At 70.2% G+C, this 14,497-nt stretch carries 13 protein-coding genes and 2 pseudogenes; 7 read left to right on the top strand and 8 right to left on the bottom strand.

The window, feature by feature from the left end:
• Window positions 1-64: 64 nt before the first annotated feature.
• The 4 genes from ACWC91_RS35570 to ACWC91_RS35555 form a co-directional block, all read right to left on the bottom strand.
• Window positions 65-1,225 (bottom strand): FAD-dependent oxidoreductase, encoded by a 1,161-nt coding sequence (locus ACWC91_RS35570; RefSeq protein ID WP_450642735.1) that lies wholly within the window; start codon window positions 1,223-1,225, stop codon window positions 65-67.
• Window positions 1,226-1,479: 254 nt separating this feature from the next.
• Complete coding sequence (locus tag ACWC91_RS35565) at window positions 1,480-2,154, bottom strand: pyridoxamine 5'-phosphate oxidase family protein (RefSeq protein ID WP_450642734.1); 675 nt, start codon at window positions 2,152-2,154, stop codon at window positions 1,480-1,482.
• Window positions 2,155-2,298: 144 nt separating this feature from the next.
• On the bottom strand, window positions 2,299-2,475 hold the full coding sequence (locus ACWC91_RS35560) for a hypothetical protein (protein ID WP_281156567.1): 177 nt from the start codon (window positions 2,473-2,475) through the stop codon (window positions 2,299-2,301).
• Window positions 2,476-2,617: 142 nt separating this feature from the next.
• Entirely contained in the window at window positions 2,618-3,085 is a 468-nt protein-coding gene (locus tag ACWC91_RS35555; protein WP_225077458.1) for an SAM-dependent methyltransferase, read from the bottom strand.
• Between the two features lie 201 nt (window positions 3,086-3,286).
• Between ACWC91_RS35555 and ACWC91_RS35550 the strand changes: the two genes are divergently transcribed.
• Window positions 3,287-3,874 carry a histidine phosphatase family protein gene (locus ACWC91_RS35550; RefSeq protein WP_225077459.1) on the top strand — a complete coding sequence of 196 codons (588 nt, stop codon included), beginning with the start codon at window positions 3,287-3,289 and terminating at the stop codon, window positions 3,872-3,874.
• A 16-nt stretch (window positions 3,875-3,890) separates the two neighbouring features.
• On the opposite strand, the pseudogene ACWC91_RS35545 reads toward ACWC91_RS35550, so the two are convergent.
• Both ACWC91_RS35545 and ACWC91_RS35540 read right to left on the bottom strand, forming a co-directional pair.
• Window positions 3,891-4,161: pseudogene (locus ACWC91_RS35545) on the bottom strand (hypothetical protein); the annotation flags it as partial.
• A gap of 81 nt (window positions 4,162-4,242) precedes the next feature.
• Window positions 4,243-5,784, bottom strand: coding sequence for a PstS family phosphate ABC transporter substrate-binding protein (locus tag ACWC91_RS35540; RefSeq protein WP_450642731.1), 1,542 nt, complete (start codon window positions 5,782-5,784; stop codon window positions 4,243-4,245).
• A gap of 203 nt (window positions 5,785-5,987) precedes the next feature.
• On the opposite strand from ACWC91_RS35540, the gene ACWC91_RS35535 reads away from it, so the two are divergent.
• On the top strand, window positions 5,988-6,116 hold the full coding sequence (locus ACWC91_RS35535; protein WP_263638118.1) for a hypothetical protein: 129 nt from the start codon (window positions 5,988-5,990) through the stop codon (window positions 6,114-6,116).
• Window positions 6,117-6,137: 21 nt separating this feature from the next.
• Here ACWC91_RS35535 and ACWC91_RS35530 read toward each other — a convergent pair.
• Window positions 6,138-6,662: pseudogene (locus ACWC91_RS35530) on the bottom strand (serine hydrolase); the annotation flags it as partial.
• 140 nt (window positions 6,663-6,802) lie between these two features.
• On the opposite strand from ACWC91_RS35530, the gene ACWC91_RS35525 reads away from it, so the two are divergent.
• Together ACWC91_RS35525 and ACWC91_RS35520 are read left to right on the top strand one after the other, a co-directional pair.
• On the top strand, window positions 6,803-7,924 hold the full coding sequence (locus ACWC91_RS35525; protein ID WP_450642730.1) for an ABC transporter substrate-binding protein: 1,122 nt from the start codon (window positions 6,803-6,805) through the stop codon (window positions 7,922-7,924).
• A 134-nt stretch (window positions 7,925-8,058) separates the two neighbouring features.
• Entirely contained in the window at window positions 8,059-10,476 is a 2,418-nt protein-coding gene (locus ACWC91_RS35520) for a polysaccharide lyase 8 family protein (RefSeq protein ID WP_450642743.1), read from the top strand.
• On the opposite strand, the gene ACWC91_RS35515 is transcribed toward ACWC91_RS35520, so the two are convergent.
• Window positions 10,442-10,594 carry a hypothetical protein gene (locus ACWC91_RS35515; RefSeq protein ID WP_450726202.1) on the bottom strand — a complete coding sequence of 51 codons (153 nt, stop codon included), beginning with the start codon at window positions 10,592-10,594 and terminating at the stop codon, window positions 10,442-10,444. The genes ACWC91_RS35520 and ACWC91_RS35515 overlap by 35 nt on opposite strands.
• Before the next feature lie 141 nt (window positions 10,595-10,735).
• On the opposite strand from ACWC91_RS35515, the gene ACWC91_RS35510 reads away from it, so the two are divergent.
• From ACWC91_RS35510 to ACWC91_RS35500, 3 genes are read left to right on the top strand one after another with little or no spacing between them, the layout of a single operon-like run.
• Complete coding sequence (locus ACWC91_RS35510) at window positions 10,736-11,266, top strand: (2Fe-2S)-binding protein (RefSeq protein WP_225077463.1); 531 nt, start codon at window positions 10,736-10,738, stop codon at window positions 11,264-11,266.
• The gene (locus ACWC91_RS35505) at window positions 11,253-12,242 is read left to right on the top strand and encodes an FAD binding domain-containing protein (protein ID WP_450642728.1); all 990 of its coding nucleotides are present in this window, start codon (window positions 11,253-11,255) and stop codon (window positions 12,240-12,242) included. Before ACWC91_RS35510 ends, ACWC91_RS35505 begins: the two co-directional genes overlap by 14 nt.
• Window positions 12,239-14,446 (top strand): xanthine dehydrogenase family protein molybdopterin-binding subunit, encoded by a 2,208-nt coding sequence (locus ACWC91_RS35500; protein WP_376501961.1) that lies wholly within the window; start codon window positions 12,239-12,241, stop codon window positions 14,444-14,446. The genes ACWC91_RS35505 and ACWC91_RS35500 overlap by 4 nt, the downstream gene beginning before the upstream one ends.
• The last annotated feature ends 51 nt before the right edge of the window (window positions 14,447-14,497 follow it).

The following is a 14,497-nucleotide window of genomic DNA, read 5'->3' as shown; positions in this document are numbered from 1 at the left end:
GCGGGTGAGATCGGAGACCTGTAGTGATCAGCGGCGGACTGGGCCATGCTCTCGCGCTTGGCGGTCAGGAAGGCTGGACCTCGTCGAAGAGGGCGACGGCTTCGGAGGGGTCCGGGCTCACGAGGCGTTCCAGACCAGCCATCGTGATGTTCGCCCACCTGCCGGCCCGTGCCCACATCTTTTCCTCGAAGGCGCGGACGGCCTCGTCCAGATCTCCAGGGCCGGGGGCGGCGGCGATGGACTCGGCGAGTTCGGCGCCTTCCAGCATCGCGAGGTTCGCGCCCACCCCCAACGGGGGCATCAGGTGGGCGGCGTCGCCCAGTAGCGTCACCCCGGAGACGTGGGCCCAGGTGTGGGACACGGGAAGGGCGTAGAGGGGGCGGTGGACGAAAGCCGTGCCGTGGCGGAGGAGGTCGAGGACGGGAGCGGCCCAGCCGTCGAACAGAGCCAGCAGGCTTGATCGCAGGGCCTCGACGTCGTCCGGGCCCAGGCCCGCGCGCTGGTTCGGGCCCCTATGCCGGTCCGGGTTCGTGTGCCAGTCCAGCGGCACGCGGAACTGGGCGTACACCTTGACGTGGCCGCCGCTGTTGCGCTGGGCGACGAGCGCGCGGTTCACGCCGTACACAGCCACGGAACCGTCGCCGATCAGCCGGGCGAGGTCGGGGTGGCGGGTGTCGACGTCGTCCAGGGAGGTCTCGACCAAGGTGACACCGGTGTACTGCGGCGTCGCGGACGAGACCGCCGGGCGGACCCGGGACCAGGCACCGTCCGCGCCGATCACGAGGTCGAACGTCTCCTGTCGCCCGTCCGCGAAATGGACCAGCACGCCATCCCGGCTCTCCGGCACTACCTCCGTCACGCCCCGCCCCCACTGAACGTCCAGAGGCCCGAGCAACAGGTCACGGAGTTGCCCGCGGTCGATCTCGGGATTGGCCCGGTCACCCGGGCGAGGTTGCCAGTCGCGGAGGACGGTCCCGTCCGCGTCCAGGATGCGCATGGCCTGCCCCTCGGGACGGGACAGCGCCTGGAACTCCGCCAGCACCCCCGCCTTCTCCAGCGCCAGCTGGCCCAGTCCCTCGTGCAGGTCCAGCGTGCCGCCCGCGGGACGGGCGTCGCGGGCGGGATCGCGTTCGAGGACGGTGACAGCGTGACCATGACGGTGCAGGACGCGGGCGAAGGCAAGGCCGGCGGGGCCGCTGCCGATCACGGCGATACGGGGTCTCATGTCGATACAACCTACGGCCCCTCACCAAGCCACTCCCGCCCCGTCACCGAACCGAAACGACGGCGTGAGCCAGCGGATGGGCGCTCGCCGAGCTGGGTGCCTGGTCGCCTTCGCCGGTGGGTCAGGGCGGGAGTGCGCGCTCGGCCGCCCCGGCGGGTGCCAGGGCACAAACGGCCGGGCACAACTCCACAGTGAAGGAGCGGATAAGGCTCATTACCCCTGAGTCCCACCCTCCCGAACGTCACCGTAACCACTCAGCCGTGCCGGGTTCCCTCCCGGCATGCGATGTGCGCCGGTATGGGGGTGCCGGTAGGCAGTGCTGGATCGGGGACGGGCTCGCCCCATACGGAAGTCAGAGGTAGGACCCCGGCCCACAGCCCGAGTCCCGCGTCGGGCCCGTCACCGTCCTCCGGTGCGCCGGTACGAATCTTGACTGAGGCTTCTTCCAGGGAGAGGGCGAGCAGGGTGGTGGCGGCGAGTTCTTTGCGGTTCGGGCGGCGGGCGTAAGACCACTGGCCAGGAGCCGAGTGCTCGGTGAGCCGACGCAGTCCCGCTAGTTTTTCCTCGGGGTCGGTAACCCTGCGGGCGTCGCCGTGGATCACGGCGCTGCGGTAGTTCACACCATGCTCGAAGACGGACCGAGCGAGCACCAGCCCGTCGACCTGTGTGACGGTGACGCAGACGGGGAGATCACCGGTCAGACTGCGACTGGCTACGGACCCGTGCAGATACAGCCACTGCTCGTCCCGCCCGTACACCGTGGGCAGGACAAGTGGCCGCCCTTCGATCACCACCCCCAGGTGACAGACGAACCCGGCGTCGAGAACCGCCTCCAGATCGGTCCGCTCCAGGCTGGCCTGTTCGCGTAGGCGCCTATGCCGGGTGCGGTCGGTAACGGGGAGTCCGGGCGGGAGGGGTTTCGAGACCATACCGCCGAAGGTAGCGATATCGCACATAGCCGTCTAGATGTCTTCTGATCTCATCGAAGAGTCGGCTACCTAACAACGAAATCCGCAGAAACGCCTCCTAGCAGAGCCATTCCCCCCTCAGTGATCGTTGCTCGGAACAGTCAGCTAGGAATCCGAGCGCAGCCCCGACGCGCCGTGCTGAACGAGCCCAGCGGGCACATCGGCAGAGCCCGACCTCCGGCGCGTCAACTCCACCAGTTTCGAACGGAGGTCAGACGCCGGTTCGCCGAGCACGATGGCACTGAGCACCAACTCATGCATCAGGCAGTCGTATTCGTCCATGCCCACGACGAGTAGCCACGCTGGATCCGCTCCCAATCTTCCAGGACGTGACGCCGGAGCCACCGGTGCGGGTACAAGGCGGCGGCCGGCTGCGGTGTGACGACCGCGCTGTGTTGTCAGCGATCATCTTTGTCGCCAGGGCTTACGGCTGGAAGTACTCCGACATCAGGCGGCTGACCCACTCCGGCTGCTTGATGTTCACCGGGCGGAAATCCTCCATCGTCGGCTTCAGGTCGATGACCGGGGTGCCCGAGACCGCGTCGAGGCCCACCACCGTCAGTTCGCGGCCATGGACGGATTCGATGGCGCACGACGTCACCCCGATGCGGTTTGGTCTACGGGGGCCACGGCCGGCGAAGACGCCAACGGGCGGGAGATCGGAGCAGCCGCGGTAGGGGCGGGGTTCCCGGTAGTCGTCGAGTTCCGGGAACTGGTCGAAGATGAAGAGGACTTCCACGTGGGAGAAGCCCTCCAGGTCCTGGAGGCAGGCCTCGCCGAAGCGCTCGTCGATGGTGATCGTGCTGCGGACGGCACCCCAGTTGTCCGTGTGCTGGACGTCCGTCCGGTTGTTCCGGACCGTACCTATCGGTGCGATCTCGAAGCTCGGCATGGCCAGAGGCTATCCCCGCCGCACCCATCCCGGCATCGAGGCGATCAGCACCGGCGTCCAAGGACCAGCACCAAACTTCACCAGACCCGCTTGGAGGTCATCTGACTTGGTGAGTCGGCCGTCGCAGATGAGGGTGCGGGCGGTGGCGGCGAAGGCGAGGAGTGGTCGGCCGTGTCGCATGGTCGGATATCGTGCGCGGCCATGGGTGAACTGATAGTGCTCAGGCATGGCCAGACCGAATGGAGCCTGTCGGGCCGGCACGCCGGCCGTACCGACATTCCCCTGACTGACGTGGGTGAGGCCGCGGCCAAGGCGCTCGCTCCGCGGCTGGCCCGACGCCATCTGGTGGCGGTGTTCAGCAGCCCGCTGAGCCGCGCCATGCGGACGGCCGAACTGGCGGGCCTGGCCGGCGTCCGGCCCGATCCCGACCTGATGGAGTGGGACTACGGCGGCTACGAGGGCCTGACCGCGGCGCAGATCCAGGAGATGAGGCCGGGTTGGGATCTGTGGCGGGACGGCGTGATTCCCGGCGGCGACGACCATCCCGGCGAGCAGCTCCAGCAGGTGGCCGCGCGCACGGACGCGGTGCTGGACCGGATGCGGCCGCTGCTGGACGAGGGCGACGTCGCCGTCGTCGCGCATGGTCATCTGGCGCGCGTGCTCACGGTGCGCTGGCTCGGCCTCGACGCCTCCGCCAGCCGACTGCTCGGCCATCCGCATCCAGGCACTCTCAGCTTCCTGGGCACCGAGGACGGGCAGCCGTTCATTGCCGCCTGGAACGTCCCGTAGCGGCAGAGCCGCTGCGTCACGTCTGCCGCGAGAGGTGCCGGAAGCACATGAGCGCCGCGGCGATCCCAGCGAAGGCCAGGAAGTGTTCCGCCTTGCGTTCCGCCTTGCGTTCATAGGAACGGTGCTGGCGGCGGCACCCGGCCCTGGCCGGCACGGGTGTTGGCGGCGGAGATCCCGATGGAGAGCGGCAGACCGGTCCGCTCGGTGACCAAGCGCATCTTTGAACCTTTCCTGCCGTGATCCATGGGATTCGGACCCGTCAGGTCCCCCCTCAGGCCGGACACCGTGCGCTCGACCACCCGGCGGTGTCCGCCCGGGCAGCCGGAGCTCTGTCGTCGGCGCAGCCAGCTGCGCGGCTTGCGCGAGGGTCAGTCGGCCGCGCCACAGACCCGCAGTCCCACGGGTGTTCCGCACGGGAGATGGCCGTGGGTGGCGACCACGCCCTTGCCGGTTCCGTTGTCGACGGCGTACGCGAGGAAGCTGGAGGCCAGCGAATCGGCGGGGGGACGACCGTAGGTGTAGGCGTACTCGATTTCGCGGTAGGGGTAGCCGCTCGACTCGAGGCGGTCCAGGTCGGGGGCGTGCCCGTCCAGATCGAGGCGGTGCAGCCCCTTCGGCCGCTCCGGAGTGGAGGCTGCGCGCAGCTCGCTGTAGCCGATCGCGCCCGGGGTGCGGGCCACCATATCCAGGACCTGCTCCGTCGAGTCGAGCTCGCAGCGCAGCACCGGCGTGCTGCGGACCGTGCGGTTGACGCAGTCCTCCGACGACGCGGGCGGTTCGTCGGCGCCGCCGAGTACGCGGTTGATCAGGGCGGAGCGGGTGCCGGAGCCAGAGGTACGGCTGACCAGGACGACGGGCAGGTCGGGGCCGTCGAGCTGCGACCAGTTGCGGATCTCGCCCCGGTACATGCGGCGCACGTCGGCCACGGACAGGTTCGTCAGGCGCACGTCGTCGTGCACGACCAGCGTGAACAGGGAAACCGCGACGCGGCTCTCGCTGAGCTGGGTGTAGCTCGCCGGGCGCGGGCCGTCCGAGAAGGCGATCACCGGCGCGCCCTGCCGGTGCCGGCCCCCGGACAGGGCGAGTTCGCGCACTCCGGTGCGGCTGCCGTGGGTGGAGACCGTGATGTCCGGCTTTCCGCCGCAGTGGTCCCGGTACTTCTGTGCCAGCTCGTTCATCACCGGTGCGAACGCCGTCGAACCGGTCAGTCCGAGGCTGCCCGTCTCGCAGTCGTCGGGCAGCGGGCCCGGCACAACGAGCGGCAGGGTGGCCGCCGCGATCAGCGCGAGACCGAGGACGACAGTGGTCCAGCGGGCCTGCTTGCTGAACACCGGTGGCTTCTCATCGGGCGTCAGACTGTGGTTCTCGTGGAGCGTGCCGTCCTTGATGTCGCCGGTGATGACGACCGGAGCGCCCTCCTGGCCCCCCGTCAGGAGCACCAGGATCTTGTAGTAGGCACCCGGCTTGAGCGGGACGCGCGGGATGCGCAGGGTGCTCGGGCCCGCGACGAACAGGCCGGGCTGGTTCTCGAAGTAGCCCATCAGATTGGCGTGTTCATCGGGCAGCGTGACGTCCTGCGCCTGGATGCGCCGCCCCGGGAACTCGGCGCTGAGCCCGTACTGCGCCGACGGGTCGATGTAGTCGGATTCTTCGACGTGCCGCGATCCGTCGTTCTCGATGCGCAGCAGGACGAGGGTGGCGTCGCGCATCGTGGGCAGGTCGTTGAAGAGGCCGAGGCGCGGATCCACCCCGCCGGCCTGACCGTTGTGACCTATCGCGATGTCCATCTGCTTGCGGAAGCCGATGCGTCTACTGCGCCGGGCCCGCCGGTCGGCGATGAACGGCGTAACGATGGAGACGACGCCAAGCACCAGGCCGGCGGCCGTGAAGGTGATTTCGAGCCATCCCACGAGCCGACAGTACGGACCCGCCGGGCGATTCGGCGGGGGTGGAGACGATCGTCTCCGACTGTTCGTCAGGTGTTCAAGTCCGACGTGCGGGTGACACCGGTTCGCGGTGAGCCCGGCCGTCTACCTGACGCGGTACCAGGAGGCTGCCTTGCTGATCGCACCGGACGTGCGTGCGTGTGTACGCGTACGTGCCGGGGGCTTGCGTGCGACAAGTCATCCGCCTCGCGGACCCGTTGAAGGCAGTGGGTGCGCCGAGGGTGCAACTCGACGCGCACGTCTACGACAAGGTGGGCCGCCCGCTGAACTGGGCGCACCGGTACGGCGGATGGTGAAAGCGGCTCTCTCCGGTCCGGTCAGCCGTACATCGCCACACGGTAGAGAGCCGCAAGCGCGTCGTCGATGGGATGGGGCTGCGGCTTGCCCGAGGAGTCGAGCCTGTTCCACCTCTGGAGGTTCACCGCGACGGCCATCTGTCGCTTGCCGTCGGCACGGGTCATGGCCAGTGCTCCAGCACCCCAGACCGTGCCGCCGTGGCCCCGGAAGGTGCCCCGCCCCGGAGTCTCCATCGGGTGCAGGCCGAGGCCGTAGTCGATCGTCTTTCCTTCTTGGGAGACGACTGGGACGGTGCTTTGCATCTGCGCCAGCGACGACGGGTTGACGATCTCGCCGGCCAGCAGCATGCGGAAGAAGCGGTTGAGGTCCGCGACGGTCGATATCAGCGCGGCCGCCGGCCCCACCCATGACATGTCGTAGACGCTGTAGTCGCGCGGGGGGTCGATCATGCCGAACCATGCCTCGTAGATCTGCGAGTGCGGCCCGGTGACGTACGGTTCGGTGGGGAGTTCGGTGTCCCGGAGCCCGGCGCGCTCGATGACGTCGGCGCGACGGGGCCGTCGCTTGCGCCCCTCCGCACGACGTCCGCCGGTTTCTGTGCGCTACCGATCCTTGCCACTCTGCGCTCCGGACCGCGACCGAATCACCCGAACCACGCGAATCGTCAATCGGGAGACACCAGTTCATGAATACGCCGCCATCTCCACTGTCGCCACTGGGAACGGAGCGGACTGACGGATCATCCGTCCGGATCGGCGCTCTGGTTCCGCTCACTCGGCCCGGCTGGGTCGAGGCAGGCCAACACTTGCTCGCCGGCCTTGAGTTGGCTGTTTGCGACGTCAATGACGCCGGTGGGATCGTCGGAAGGCCACTCGAGTTGGTGGTCCGGGACACCGCGGCCGATCCGCAGAGGGCCGCGGCGGCCGTAGAGGAATTGGCCCACCTGGGTGTGGCCGCCTTGGCGGGGGAATATCACAGCGTCGTCGCTCGCGCCGCTGCCGCCAGGGCCGACGCCCTCGGCCTGCCGTTCCTCTGCTCGTCAGCGGTTCTCGACGCGCTCACCGAACAGCCGACGCAATGGGTCGCGCGCCTCGCCCCCGCGCAGTCCCACGGCTGGCGGGTCTACGCAGACTTCCTCCTCAGCATGGGCCACAGCCGAATCGCCGTAGCAGCCGAGCCGAGTGTCTACTGGGCGTCCGGGACCCGCATTCTGCGGGACTGCCTCACTCCACGCGGCGGCACCGTCATCGAACTCGACCTGCGCGCGCTCACCCCCACTGCCGTGTGCGACGAACTCGTCGACAATCGCGCGACAGCCCTCCTTCTCCTGGCCGGCCACCCGGAGCCGGCAGTGTCGATCGTCAAGTCCGTGCGCCGCGACCAGCGCCTCGCCGAGATCATGATCGGTGCTCCGGCCGGACAACCTGAGTTCACCGAATGGGCGACGCTGCTCGGCGATGACGGCGCCGCGATCCCGTTCTTGCGCTACCTGCCCGAGCGCCTCAGCCCACTCGGTGCACGAGTCACTACGGCTCTCCGCGAGCACCTGGCCGAAGCGCCCTCCTTCGTCGCCTTCGAGGGCTATGACACGGTCACCGTCCTCGCCGACGTGCTGCGTTCTCACGGCGCGGACCGGGCGCGCACTGCCGAATCCTGGCCGCGCGTTGCAGTCGAAGGCACCCGCGGCCGGATCCAGTTCTCCCGCACGCCAGGCATCAGCGTGTGGCAATGGGCTTGGCCGCCCATCCAAGTCGTCGATCGAGATCCGGCAGAACCCGATCGCTTTCGGATCCTCCACACCGGCTGAGAGAGCGCGGAAGTAACTCGACATCAACTTCTGGGCCAACCACGGTCGCGCTGATCCCCGACGCCGGACGCCCGGGTGAGGGCTTCCCGTCCGCCCCGTAGACAGCGCTTTCCGTCGGCTGATAGGGCATGCTCATGACTCCAAACCGCCGTACGTTCCTGATCGCCGCGGCCGTGGCTGCTGCCGCAGTTCCGTCGCTCACCGTGCCCGGTCCGGCGACCGCCGCACCTGGGGCCGACGAGTACGACACGCTGCGGCAGCGCTGGCTGGAGATCGCCCTCGGTACCGGCTACGACGCGACCGCCGAGCCCTACACATCCCGACTGCGGGAGACCGGCGCCCTCGCACGCGACTTCCGCGCCACCATGGCACCCGCCGCGAACTCCCTGTGGCCCGGCCATGCCTTCGACCCGCCCGCCGGCATCACCCAGAGCTACAGCAGGCTGTGGACAATGACCCAGGCCTACGCCCAGCAGGCCACCGGCCTGACCGGCGACGCCGGACTCCTTTCGGACATCGTGCGCGGCCTCGACCACCTCGCGGCCACGGTCTACAACTCCTCGACCACCCCCTACGGCAACTGGTGGGAGTGGCAGATCGGCAGCCCGCGCCTGCTGATGGACATCGTGGCCACGCTGTACGACCACCTCGCCGACGCCCAGCGCGACGCCGCCTTCGCCGCCGTCGACCACTTCGTCCCCGACTCCATGCTCGGCGACTACACCGGCACCTCCACCGGCGCCAACCGAGTCGACCTGTGCCGCTCCGTGGTGCTGCGCGGCATCCTCGGCCGGACCCCGGAGAAGATCGCGCTCGCCCGCGACGCGCTCTCGCCGGTCTTCCCGTACGTCACCAAGGGCGACGGGCTGTACACCGACGGATCGTTCATCCAGCACACCTGGATCGCGTACTCGGGCACCTACGGACAGGTCATGCTCGACGGGCTCGGACGGCTCTTCGCGCTGCTCGCCGGGTCGACCTGGGCGGTCACCGACCCGGGCCGCCAGATCATCCTCGACAGCGTCGAGCACGCCTACGCACCGCTGATCTTCGACGGCCTGGTCATGGACAGCGTCAACGGCCGTGCCATCAGCCGTGGTTATCTGCTGAGCGACGACCAGCACATCATGCGCAGCGACCACTTCCACGGGCAGGGCATCATCGCGGCGATGGCGCTGCTCGCGGGTGGCGCGAGCGCGGCCGAGCGTGGGCGCTGGTACGGGCGCATCAAGGGCTGGATCGCCCGGGACACGGTCACCCCGCTGCTCAGCGCACCGCAGTTCGGCGTCGCGGACCTGTCCCGGTTGCACGCGGTCGCCGACTCGGCGGTCGCGGCGGCTCCGGAGCCCGTCGAGCACCGCCTCTTCGCCGCCATGGACCGCGCCGTCCACCGCAGAGCCGCCTTCGTCGCGAACATCTCGATGTCCTCCGAGCGGATCGCGTACTACGAGTGCGGGAACGGCGAGAACCCGCGCGGCTGGCACACCGGCGCCGGGATGCTCACCTGGTGGGCCACGGGCGCCCGCAGCGACCAGTACACGGACTGGTTCTGGCCGACCGTCGACTGGTACCGGCTGCCCGGAACCACCGTCTCCACCAAGCGACTTGCCGACCTGGCGGGCGGCGAGTGGGGCGCATCCCGGCCCTCCGCGCAGTGGGTCGGCGGCGTCACCGACGGCGAGTTCGCCGCCCTGGGCCAGCACGTGAAGGGCCTCGGCTCCACGCTTCAGGCCCGCAAGGCGTGGTTCTGCGCCGACGACGCGATCGTCTGCCTCGGGGCCGGAATCACTGCCACGGACGGTGTGCCCGTCGAGACGGTCGTCGACAACCGCAACCTCGGCGAGGGCGGCACCCAGGCCTTCGCCGTCGACGACCGGCCGCGGCCCCGCTGGGCCCACCTCGAAGGGCACGGAGGCTGGGTCCTGCCGGGCGGCGCCGAACTGCGCACTCTGCGCGAGGACCGCACCGGCGCCTGGTCCGACATCAACACCACCAGCTCCACCGAGCGCCGCACCCGCCGCTGGCAGACCCTGTGGCTCGACCACGGCACCGACCCGGTGGCGGGCTCGTACGCCTACGTCCTGATGCCGGGCGCCACCCGACGCGCCGTGACCGAACGCGCGGCCGAGCGCGACTGGCTGCGGATCCTCGCGAACGACGGCACCTGCCAGGCCGTCAGCATCGACCGCCTCGGGCTGACCGCCGCCACCTTCTGGCAGGCCGGCACGGCGGGCCCGCTCACCGTCTCCGCGCCCGCCGCGGTCCTGTTGCGCCGTCGGGGTCGCAGCGCCACCCTGTGCGTCAGCGAGCCGCCCCGCTCCGGTGTCCCGGTAGAGATCGTCTGGAACCGGCCGGTGCGTCGCGTCGTCGGGAGCGACCCGTCCGTTCAGATCCTGGAAACCGGCCGCAGGCTGCGGCTCAGGGTCACCCCGGGGACGGCATGCGTAAGCCATCGGTGCGAGCTGACTTTCAACGAACGGCAGGACGCGGTGCCGGCGAACGGCAGGAGCGCGGTCGTCACAGGTCGGCGGCGTGGCCCAGGGCCGGTGTGACGAGCGTCCGCTTCACCGCATGGCCCCAGCAGCCCCCGTTTCGCTGGGCTATCGGCACATCCGCCTTGGTGGCGGCCGGGGTGGAGGCGGAGACGGTGGCCCGTGCCGGAACGCCCATTCGGCGTATATTGAGGAGAAAGGCGGATGTATTGGCATCAAAAGGTCGATCCCGCCTTTCGTGACGCCTGACGAACCAACTCACCGGATCCGCCCTCAGGAGGGGCTTGAGTCGTCTCCGACCCGTCCGGAGGAGGACGCGATGAGGGACGTGGCGAGCAAACGGGACGTGGACGAGCGTCCCGTGGTCACCGAGCGGGTCGTGACACTCACCGTGAACGGCCGGTCGTACACCCTGCGCCTGGACACCCGGGTCACCTTGCTGGACGCCCTGCGCGACCGGCTGGGCCTGGTGGGCACGAAGAAGGGCTGCGACCAGGGTGCCTGCGGTGCGTGCACGGTCCACCTGGACGGCAGGAGAGTGCTGTCCTGCCTGACCCTGGCGGCCCAGGCCGAGGACCGGGCGATCACCACCATCGAGGGCGTCTCAGGCGCCGACGGGCCGCATCCGGTGCAGCAGGCGTTCATGGAGCACGACGGCTTCCAGTGCGGCTTCTGCACGCCGGGGCAGATCATGTCCGCGGTGGCGCTGATGGCCGAGGGCCGGACCGGCTCCGACGAGGAGATCCGGGAGTTCATGAGCGGAAACCTGTGCCGCTGCGGCGCCTATCCCAACATCGTGGCCGCGATACGCGAGGCGGCGTCCGGGGGAGGTCCCGATGCGCGGCTTTGACTACGTACGGGCCACCGACACCCGGGAGGCGGTACAGCTGCTGGCGGACGACCCTGCGGCGTCCTGCCTGGCGGGCGGCACGACGCAGCTCGACCTGATGAAGGACGGGGTCCTGGAGCCGCCGCGGTTGATCGACATCACCCGGCTCCCGCTGCACGGCATCGAGCGCCGCGGCAAGTCCCTCCACGTGGGGGCGCTCGCCACGATGGAGGAGCTGGCCGCCGACGCCACGGTGGTCGAGCGGCTGCCCGTGGTGCGCGAGTCCCTGCTGCTGGGCGCGTCGGTGCAGCTGCGGAACATGGCCACCATCGGCGGCAACCTGCTGCAGCGCACCCGCTGCCGCTACTTCCGCGACCCGACGGTCGTCGAGTGCAACAAGCGCACGCCGGGCTCCGGCTGTGCCGCGGTGGAGGGCGTGGCGCGTATGCACGCCGTACTCGGGGTGAGCGAGCGGTGCATCGCGCTGCACGCCTCCGACCTCGCCGTCGCCTTGGTGGCGCTCGACGCGGTCGTGCACATCCAGGGGGTGTCGGAGCGTCGCACCGTGCCGCTGACGGAGTTCTACCTGACGGCCGACGAGAGCCCCGAGCGCGAGAACGTGCTGGAGCACGCCGAGCTGATCACCGAGGTCGAGATCCCGCTGCCGCCGCCGGCCGCCCGGTCGGGCTACCTCAAGGTCCGCGACCGGATGTCGTACGAGTTCGCCCTCACCTCGGCCGCGGTGCTGCTCGTCGTGGACGACGGCACGGTCCGCCAGGCCCGGGTCGGGCTGGGCGGGGTGGGGTCGAAGCCCTGGCGGGCGTACGAGGCCGAGCACGTGCTGACCGACGCGCCGGCCACCACGGCCACGTTCCAGGAGGCGGCAGAGGCCACGATGCGCGACGCCTGGACCGTCCCGGGCACGGCGTTCAAGGTGCCGCTCGCCCGGCGCACACTGGTGCGCCAGCTGGAGACAGTGTCAGGAGTGACCGCATGAGCACCGTCGAGAGCAGGCCGCTGGTCGGCGCGGGCATCAACCGGGTCGACGGCCCGCGCAAGGTCACCGGCACCGCCCCGTACCCCATGGACTTCAGCGTCCCCGGCCAGGCCTACGGCGCCGTGGTGCAGAGCACCATCGCAGCGGGCCGGATCGTCCGCGTGCACACCGAGGCCGCCGAGAGCTCCCCGGGCGTGATCTCCGTACTCACGCACGAGAACGCCCCGGAGGTCGCGTCGGGCCCGACGACGGTGCTCGGGGAACCGACGCCCGCACCGCTGCGGAGCGACCGGATCATCCACCACGGGCAGCACATCGCCTTCGTGGTGGCCGAGACCCCGGAGCAGGCCGCCGCCGCGGCACGCCTGGTGCGGGCCGACTACGAGGCCTCGGAGCCGCTGCTGGACCTCCAGGACCCCCGGGCCGAGCAACTCGTCGACCCGTGGGGGATGGACCACTCGCGCGGTGACGCAGCCGCGACGCTGGAGACCGCAGAGGTGACCCTCCGGGCCACGTACATCACGGCGGACAACACCCACAACCCGCTAGGGCTGTTCGCCACCCTCGCCGTGTGGGAGGGCGAGACCCTCACCGTCCACGACACCAGCCAGTGGCCGTCGATGGTCCGCACCACCCTCGCCATGGTCTTCGGTATCCCCGAGAGCTCGGTACGGGTCCTGGTGCCCTATGTCGGCGGGGGCTTCGGCGCCGGACTGCGCGTGTGGCCGCACGTGATCCTGACCGCCATGGCTGCCCGGGCGCTCAACCGCCCGGTCAAGCTGGTCCTGACGCGACCGCAGATGTTCACCTCGGTCGGGCACCGTCCCAGCGGTGTGCAGTGGCTCGGTGTCGGTGCCACGCGCGAGGGCGAACTGGTCGCCCTCGACCACCGCAGTCTCAGCTCCCTGAGCATGGAGGGCGACGACTTCGAGCCATTCGCCTCGGCGACCGCCTTCGCCTACCGGTGCCCGAACGTGATCACGCGGGACCGGCAGGCGCGGATCAACGTCGCCGTGCCGACGTCCATGCGCGCCCCCGCCGAGGCTCAGGGGAACTTCGCGCTGGAGTCGGCGCTCGACGAACTGGCCTGCACCCTGCGCATGGACCCCCTGGAGCTGCGGCTGCGGAATCATACGGACGTCGATCCGCGCAACGGGCTGCCCTGGTCCGGCAAGGCGCTCCTGGAGTGCTACGAGGTGGGCGCCCGGCGCTTCGGCTGGTCCGACCGGAACCCCGAGCCGCGCTCCATGCGCGACGGGAACTGGCTCGTCGGTTACGGCATGGCGAGCGCGCTGTTCCCGTACTTCGCGCAGCCCTGCGCGGCGCAGGCCACCGTCAACAGCGACGGCAGCGCGCTGGTGCGCAGTGCGGCGACCGACATCGGCACCGGCACGTACACCGTGATGACCCAACTGGCCGCCGAGGAACTGGGGCTGCCCCTCGACCTGGTCCGCTTCGACCTGGGCGACTCGGACATGCCCAACTCGATGATGGCGGGCGGCTCCGGCCTGACCGGTGCGCTGGGCAACGCCGTGCACGACGCCTGCCGGCGGCTGGTGCGCTCAGTCGTGGAACTCGCGCGTGGCGACGCCGACTCGCCCCTGCTGGGCGCGTCCCCGGACGACGTGGAGTCCACCGGAGGGCGGGTCCACCTCGCGGGCCGCCCGGACCGCGGGGAGTCGTACGTCGACATCCTCGCCCGGCACGGGCTGTCCGAACTCACGGCGAACGGGACCAGCACTCCCCCGGTCGCCACCGAACTGGGCATGTCCCTCGCCGGCGCGTACGGCGCGAAGTTCGTGGAGGTCCGGGTCGACGCGGACCTCGGCCTCATCCGGGTCGCGCGGGTGGTCTCCGCGATCGACGGCGGCCGCATCCTCAACGCGAAGACGGCCAGGAGCCAGATCATCGGCGGGACGGTCGGCGGCATCGGCATGGCCCTGTACGAGGACACCGTCACCGACCCGCGCACCGGGCGCGTCGCCAACGGTACGTTCGCCGACTACCTCGTCGCCGTGAACGCCGACGTACCCGAGCTCGACGTGGTCTTCGTCGGCGAGCCCGACCGCGGCACCGCGACCGGCACCAAGGGTGTGGGCGAGGTCGGCCTGGTCGGCATCGCGCCCGCGATCTCCAACGCCGTGTACCACGCCACCGGAAAGCGCCTCCGCGAACTGCCGATCACCCTCGACGCCCTCCTCTGAGCCGGCGTCGCCGGCTGCCGGTACGTCGCGACGTGGAGCCTGGAACGACCC

The sequence above is a fragment of the Streptomyces sp. NPDC001204 genome, from assembly GCF_053598035.1.
Note: the sequence above shows the minus strand (reverse complement) of the source record. Positions and strands in the feature narration are given on the sequence as shown.